At 62.8% G+C, this 7,216-nt stretch carries 6 protein-coding genes; 3 read left to right on the forward strand and 3 right to left on the reverse strand.

What is annotated here, in order from left to right; genetic code table 11:
- Positions 1-1,737, reverse strand: a complete 1,737-nt coding sequence (argS, locus tag BM416_RS28600; protein WP_092490215.1) for an arginine--tRNA ligase — start codon at positions 1,735-1,737, stop codon at positions 1-3.
- 110 nt (positions 1,738-1,847) lie between these two features.
- On the reverse strand, positions 1,848-4,067 hold the full coding sequence (locus tag BM416_RS28605; protein WP_092490216.1) for a primosomal protein N': 2,220 nt from the start codon (positions 4,065-4,067) through the stop codon (positions 1,848-1,850).
- A 230-nt stretch (positions 4,068-4,297) separates the two neighbouring features.
- Here BM416_RS28605 and rpmE point away from each other — a divergent pair, with 230 nt between their 5' ends.
- From rpmE to BM416_RS28620, 3 genes are all read left to right on the forward strand, one after another.
- Positions 4,298-4,531 (forward strand): 50S ribosomal protein L31, encoded by a 234-nt coding sequence (gene rpmE, locus BM416_RS28610; protein ID WP_005784030.1) that lies wholly within the window; start codon positions 4,298-4,300, stop codon positions 4,529-4,531.
- 14 nt (positions 4,532-4,545) lie between these two features.
- Positions 4,546-5,352, forward strand: coding sequence for a thermonuclease family protein (locus BM416_RS28615; RefSeq protein ID WP_092490217.1), 807 nt, complete (start codon positions 4,546-4,548; stop codon positions 5,350-5,352).
- A 181-nt stretch (positions 5,353-5,533) separates the two neighbouring features.
- The gene (locus BM416_RS28620; RefSeq protein WP_027605010.1) at positions 5,534-6,802 is read left to right on the forward strand and encodes a malic enzyme-like NAD(P)-binding protein; all 1,269 of its coding nucleotides are present in this window, start codon (positions 5,534-5,536) and stop codon (positions 6,800-6,802) included.
- 103 nt (positions 6,803-6,905) lie between these two features.
- On the opposite strand, the gene BM416_RS28625 is transcribed toward BM416_RS28620, so the two are convergent.
- Positions 6,906-7,216: transposase (locus BM416_RS28625; RefSeq protein ID WP_139237789.1), on the reverse strand; the 311-nt coding region annotated here is incomplete at its 5' end.

Genomic DNA, 7,216 nt, shown 5'->3' on the forward strand with positions numbered 1-7,216 from the left:
TTACATACGCTCCAGAGTTTCCAGGCCCAACAGTTCCAGGCCTTGCTTGAGGGTCCGTCCAGCCAGTGCGGCGAGGCGCAGGCGACTTTGCTTCTGGGCTTCGTCGTCGGCGGTGAGGATCGGGCAGTTCTCGTAGAAGCTGGAGAACAACCCGGCGACTTCGTACAGGTAGGTGCAGAGGATATGCGGCGTGCCTTTCTCGCCGACGCTGTTCAGTACTTCGCCGAATTGCGCCAGCTTGGCGGCCAGCTCCTGTTCATGGGGCGCGTCCAGCACGATGCGGCCTTCGACTTCGCTGAAGTCCTTGCCCAGCTTGCGGAACACACCGGCCACGCGGGTGTAGGCGTACAGCAGGTACGGCGCGGTGTTGCCCTCGAAGTTGAGCATCAGTTCGAAGTTGAAGCTGTAGTCGCTGGTGCGGTGCTTGGACAGGTCGGCGTATTTCACCGCGCCAATCCCCACCACGCGGGCGATGTTGCGCAGGTCGGCCTCGGCCAGCTCCGGGTTCTTTTCCTTCACCAGGTTGTAGGCGCGGTCCTGGGCTTCGTTGAGCAGGTCGATCAGCTTGACGGTGCCGCCGTCGCGGGTCTTGAACGGGCGGCCATCGGCGCCGTTCATGGTGCCGAAGCCCATGTGTTCCATGTGCATCGGGTGGGTGACGAAGCCGGCGCGACGTGCCACTTCGAACACCTGCTGGAAGTGCAGGGCCTGGCGCTGGTCGACGAAATACAGCGCACGGTCGGCCTTGAGCACGCCGCTGCGGTAGCGCACGGCCGCGAGGTCGGTGGTGGCGTAGAGGTAGCCGCCATCGGCCTTGACGATGATCACCGGCAGCGGCTCGCCGTCGGCGGTCTTGAATTCGTCGAGGAACACGCACTGCGCGCCGTTGCTCTCCACCAGCAGGCCCTTGGCCTTGAGGTCGTTGACCACGTTGATCAGGTCGTCGTTGTAGGCGCTTTCGCCCATCACGTCGGCCATGGTCAGCTTGACGTTGAGCAATTCGTAGATTTCCTGGCAGTGGGACAGCGAGATCTCGCGGAAGCGGCCCCACAGTTCCAGGCATTGCTTGTCGCCGGCTTGCAGCTTGACCACCAGGCCGCGGGCGCGGTCGGCGAACTCTTCGGATTCGTCGAAACGCTTCTTGGCGGCGCGGTAGAAGTTCTCCAGGTCCGACAGCTCGTTGCTGGTGATCGGGTTTTCCTGCAGATAGGCCATCAGCATGCCGAACTGAGTGCCCCAGTCGCCTACGTGGTTCTGGCGGATCACGGTGTCGCCGAGAAACTCCAGGACCCGGGCCACGCCGTCGCCGATGATAGTCGAGCGCAGGTGACCGACATGCATCTCCTTGGCCAGGTTGGGCGCCGACAGGTCGATGGCCACGCGCTGAGCCGGGCCGGCCTTGCGCACGCCGATCCTGGCGTCGGCCAGGGCTGCATCCAGGCGTGAAGCCAGGGCCTGGGTGTTCTGGAAGAAGTTGATAAAGCCCGGGCCGGCGATTTCGGCCTTGGTAACGCTCTCGTCGGCAGGCAGCGCGGCGATGATTTTTTCCGCCAGGTCGCGCGGTTTCATGCCGGCCGGCTTGGACAGCATCATCGCGATGTTGCTGGCAAAGTCGCCGTGGGTCTTGTCGCGGGTGTTTTCCACCTGGATCGCCGGCGTCAGGCCTTCAGGCAACACACCTTCGTTGACGAGTTGGGTGAGGGCTTGTTGGATCAGCTGGCGAATGGTGTCTTTCATGGTGTTCTCTTTCGACCGCAAGCGGCGGCGCGCGATGCGCAGGTGGAAAAACTGGGCATTATCCGTGGCGAGGGCGGGCTTGCCAACCTTCGCAGGACCTGTGGCCAGGCTTAATACAAATCTACCGGGTCTACATCCAACGACCATCGCACCTGGCGGCCACTGGGCATTTGCTCCAGCGCAAGTAACCAGCTACTTAATAGCCGATGCAGCGGTGCGCGGGACGTGGCCTGCAAGAGTAGCTGGGCACGATAACGCCCGGCACGACGCTCCATGGGCGCGGGTACCGGGCCGAGCAATTCGATGCCGCTCAGCCCCAACTCGCCGAGCAAGCGTTCGGCGGCGCTGCAGGCTTCATCCAGAAAACCCTCGGCCTGCCCTGGTTTATGGGCTTCGGCGCGCAACAGCGCGAGGTGCGCAAAGGGCGGCAGGCCGGCGGAGCGACGTTCGCTCAGCGCCTGTTCGGCGAAGGCAAAGTAGCCTTGTTCGGTCAGTTGAATCAGCAGCGGATGGTCGGCCAGGTGGGTCTGGATAATCACCTTGCCCGGCTCCTCGGCGCGCCCGGCACGCCCGGCGACCTGCACGATCAGCTGCGCCATGCGCTCGCTGGCGCGGAAGTCGCCGGAAAACAGGCCGCCGTCGGCATCCAGGATCGACACCAGGGTCACCCGGGGGAAGTGGTGCCCTTTGGCGAGCATCTGTGTGCCCACGAGGATGCACGGCTGGCCCTTCTGGATGGTGGCGAACAGCTGGTTCATCGCGTCCTTGCGCGAGGTGCTGTCGCGGTCGACCCGCAAAACCGGGTAGTCCGGGAACAGAATGCCCAGGCGCTCCTCGGCGCGCTCGGTGCCTGCACCCACCGGGCGCAGGTCGACCTTGCCGCACTGTGGGCAATGGCGCGGTACACGCTCCACATGGCCGCAATGGTGGCAACGCAGTTCGCCATGGCGCTGATGCACGGTCATGCGCGCATCGCAACGCTCGCACTCGGACATCCAGCCGCAGTCATGGCACAGCAGCGTCGGCGCAAAGCCCCGGCGGTTGAGAAACACCAAGACCTGCTGGCCGGCCGCCAGGGTCTGGCCGATGGCTTGTTGCATCGGCCCGGAAATGCCGCTGTCCAGCGGCCGGCTTTTTACGTCCAGGCGCAGGAAGCGGGGTTGCTTGGCGCCGCCGGCGCGCTCGTTCAGGCGCAGGAGCCCGTAACGACCGGTGTAGGCGTTGTGCAGGCTTTCCAGGGAGGGTGTGGCCGAGCCCAGCACAATCGGGATGTCTTCCTGGCGCGCACGCACCAGCGCCAGGTCGCGGGCGTGGTAGCGCAGGCCTTCCTGTTGCTTATAGGAGCCGTCGTGTTCCTCGTCGATGATGATCAGCCCGGGGTTTTTCATCGGCGTGAACAGCGCCGAGCGGGTGCCGATAATAATGTCGGCTTCGCCATCCCGCGCCGCCAGCCACGACTCCAGGCGTTCACGGTCATTGACCGCCGAGTGCACCAGGGCAATGCGCGCGTTGAAACGCTGTTCGAAGCGCGCCAGGGTTTGCGGGCCCAGGTTGATCTCGGGGATCAGCACCAGTGCCTGTTTGCCGGCCTGCAGGGTTTCGCGGATCAACTGCAAATAGACTTCGGTCTTGCCGCTGCCGGTGACGCCCGCCAGCAGGAACGCATGGAAGCTGTCGAAACCTGCGCGAATCGCTTCATAGGCGGCGCGTTGTTCAGGGTTCAGCGGCAGTTCGGGCTGGGCCAGCCAGTGTTCGTGGCGCGGGTCGGGGGCGTGCCTGCGGATCTCCACCTGCACCAGGCCCTTGGCCAGCAACAGGTCGAGGCTGTCCTTGCTCAGCATCAGCTTGCTCAACAACTGATGGGCGACGCCATGGGGATGCTGGGCCAGGGTCGCCAGGGCTTCACGCTGGCGCGGGGCGCGGGCGATGCGCGGGTCGTCGAGGTGTGCGCCGGGCACCGTCGACCAGAAGCGTTCCTGGCGCGTTTCGGCCAGTTCACCCTGGCGCAACAGCACCGGCAGTGCCCAGCTCAGCGTGTCACCGAGGCTGTGCTGGTAATACTGGGCGGTCCACAGGCACAGCTTGAACAGGGCGGGAGGCAACGGCGGGGTGGCATCGAGCAGGGCGATGGCCGGCTTGAGCTTCTCGGCCGGCACTTCACTGTGGTCGGCGACTTCCACCAGGATGCCGATCATCTCTCGGCGGCCAAACGGCACGCGCACGCGCATGCCCGGCTGCAACTGCGCGCGCAGCACACCGGCCGGGGCCCGGTAGTCGAACAGGCGGCGCAGGGGCGAGGGCAGGGCTAGGCGCAGAATGGCGTCGGGCACGCGAGAGGTCTCATCTATAAAGGCAGGCGGTGGCGCAGGGGCGGGAGCCTAGCAGACCGGAGGAGGCTTGGGGTAGCCGCCAGTTTTCTGATGAAAGGTGCTTTTATGTTGACCGGCGATGGATGTCGCCGCTTGCGCGTTTAAAAAGGTCTGGTAGAATCCGCGGCCTAATTACGTGCGGTATTCGACAATAGTGTCGAGTGGCGGCACGCTAGCCCGAGGAAGTCACCATGAAAGCCGATATCCATCCAGCGTACGAAACCATCGAAGTAACCTGCAGCTGCGGCAACAAGTTCGAAACTCGCTCGAACCTGTGCAAGCCACTGGGTACTGACGTATGCAACGAGTGCCACCCGTTCTACACCGGTAAGCAGAAAACTCTGGACACCGGCGGCCGTGTACAGCGCTTCGCAGATCGCTTTGGTGCTTTCGGCAAGAAGCCTGCTGCTACTCCAGCAGAGTAAGGCTCAAAAGCCTTATGGGCTTTTGCCAGCTGTTGAAAAAGGCGTCCCTTGCGGGCGCCTTTTTTGTGCCTGCGATTTGGGTGGCGGCCGTGCGGGCCGAGGTATTCTGCCCCGCGCCGACGGTCCCGGCCCGCGTGGACGTGCAGCGGGTAGTGGATGGCGATACGGTGCGCCTCAAGGATGGCCGCAGTGTGCGGATGATCGGTATCAATGCCCCCGAAACCGGCAAGAAGGGGCGCGCCGACGAGCCTTTCGCGGTCGCCGCGCGCCAGCGCCTGCAGGCGCTGGTGGCTGCCAGCGGTGGTCGTGTCGGCCTGGTGCCGGGGCGTGAGCGCCAGGATCATTACGGTCGCACCCTGGCTCACCTCTATGGTGCCGACGGCGAGAACCTGGAGGCGCAACTGTTGGCCGAGGGTCTGGGATTCCAGGTTGGCGTGGCGCCGAATGTCGATCTCGCCACCTGTCAGCAGGCGGCTGAAAACAGCGCCCGTAACGCGCGCCTGGGCCTGTGGCGCCAATCGCCGGTACAGTCTGTGGCGCAGCTCAAGCGCTCCGGGTTTGCCGTGGTCAGTGGCCGGGTCAGCCAGGTAAAGCGCAATCGTGGCGGTATCTGGATTGAAATGCAGGGATCACTGGTATTACGCGTCTCGCCTGCTCTGGTCAGTCAATTCGATGCTGCCACGCTCAATGGTCTGCAAGGCCGCACTGTTGAGGCGCGGGGCTGGGTACAGGATCGCTCGCGACGCGGCGGGCTGAAAAAAGGTCAGGCGCGCTGGCTTCTGCCGTTGACCGATCCGGGCATGCTCAAATCGACGCCTTGAGAAAAAATTGTAGACATTTTTTAAGTCGATTGTGAACAGTTGAGCCCTTGTATCCCGTGGCTCTTGGCCGAAAGTCTTAGTGCAGGGCCCTTGACACCTGTGACTGCCCAGTCTTGTAGGGACTTTACGACACGAGTATCCTCGGCGGTCCGTCGACCAACAGTAAAAGCGGAATGCCGATATGTCTGATTTGAAAACTGCCGCTCTCGAATATCATGCCCATCCTCGTCCAGGAAAGCTGAGTGTAGAGCTCACCAAAGCCACCGCCACCGCCCGCGACCTGTCGCTGGCCTACAGCCCTGGCGTGGCCGAGCCCGTACGTGAAATCGCCCGCGACCCCGAACTGGCGTACAAGTACACCGGCAAAGGCAACCTGGTTGCAGTGATTTCCGATGGCACCGCGATTCTCGGCCTGGGTAACCTCGGCCCGCTGGCCTCCAAGCCAGTCATGGAAGGTAAGGGCGTGCTGTTCAAGCGCTTCGCCGGCATCGACGTTTTCGATATCGAAGTCGACTCCGAGAGCCCGCAGGCTTTCATCGACACGGTCAAGCGCATTTCCATCACCTTCGGTGGCATCAATCTGGAAGACATCAAGGCACCTGAGTGCTTCGAGATCGAAAAGGCCCTGATCGAGCAGTGCGACATTCCGGTATTCCACGATGACCAGCACGGCACCGCGATCGTCACCGCGGCCGGCATGATCAACGCCCTGGAAATCGCCGGCAAGACCCTGGCTGACGCCAAGATCGTCTGCCTGGGCGCCGGCGCTGCGGCCATCTCCTGCATGAAGCTGATCGTCAGCATGGGCGCCAAGCTGGAAAACATCTATATGGTCGACAGCAAGGGCGTGATCCAGTCCGAGCGTACCGACCTGAACCAGTACAAGGCGATGTTTGCCCACCCGTCCTCCAAGCGTACCCTGGCTGACGCCCTGAACGGTGCCGACGTGTTCGTCGGCCTGTCCGGCCCGAACCTGCTGAGCGCTGAAGGCCTGAAGTCCATGGCGGCCAACCCGATCGTGTTCGCCTGCTCCAACCCTGATCCGGAAATCGCCCCGGAACTGGCCCACGCCACCCGCGACGACGTGATCATGGCCACCGGTCGTTCGGACTACCCGAACCAGGTCAACAACGTACTGGGCTTCCCGTTCATCTTCCGTGGTGCCTTGGACGTTCGCGCCAAGCGCATCAACGAAGAGATGAAAGTGGCTGCCGCCAACGCCCTGCGTGAACTGGCCAAGCTGCCGGTGCCTCAGGACGTGTGCGACGCCTACGGTGGCGCCAAGCTGGAATTCGGCCGTGAGTACATCATCCCGAAACCAATGGATAAGCGCCTGATCACCCTGATCTCCGATGCCGTGGCCAAGGCCGCGATCGAGACCGGTGTGGCCACCCTGCCGTATCCGAAAAACTACCCGCTGCAAAGCGTGGATGATGTGTTCAACGGCTAAGCCGTTGTAGCGCACCAACCAAAAGCCCCGGCTCTCGCGAGTCGGGGCTTTTTGCTGTGTGGTAATTAACTCAAGCCTTGTGGAGAACCGAATGTGGGAGATTCTATGTTGCAGGACAACCCTGCAACGGCCGATTCGGTTGGTATTCGCTCTGGTTTTTCATCAGGGCGAACGCCACCCGTGCGAGTTTTCGGGCAAGAATTACCAAGGCCTGAGTCTTCTTGAATCCTCTGGCCAGGTACCCTTCATAAAATGGTTTCCAGGTCGCTGAACGACAGGCAGCCATGGCCGAGTTGTGGGCCAGACGCCGTATTTCCGGATCCCCTTTCTTGGTCAGACTGCGACTCCCCGTCTTTTTTCCCGAGTCATCGACCCTCAAGTCCATGCCCAAAAAAGCGATGAAGGCATTGCTAT

This window comes from Pseudomonas sp. NFACC42-2, from assembly GCF_900116055.1.
Taxonomy (GTDB): Bacteria; Pseudomonadota; Gammaproteobacteria; order Pseudomonadales; family Pseudomonadaceae; genus Aquipseudomonas; species Aquipseudomonas marginalis.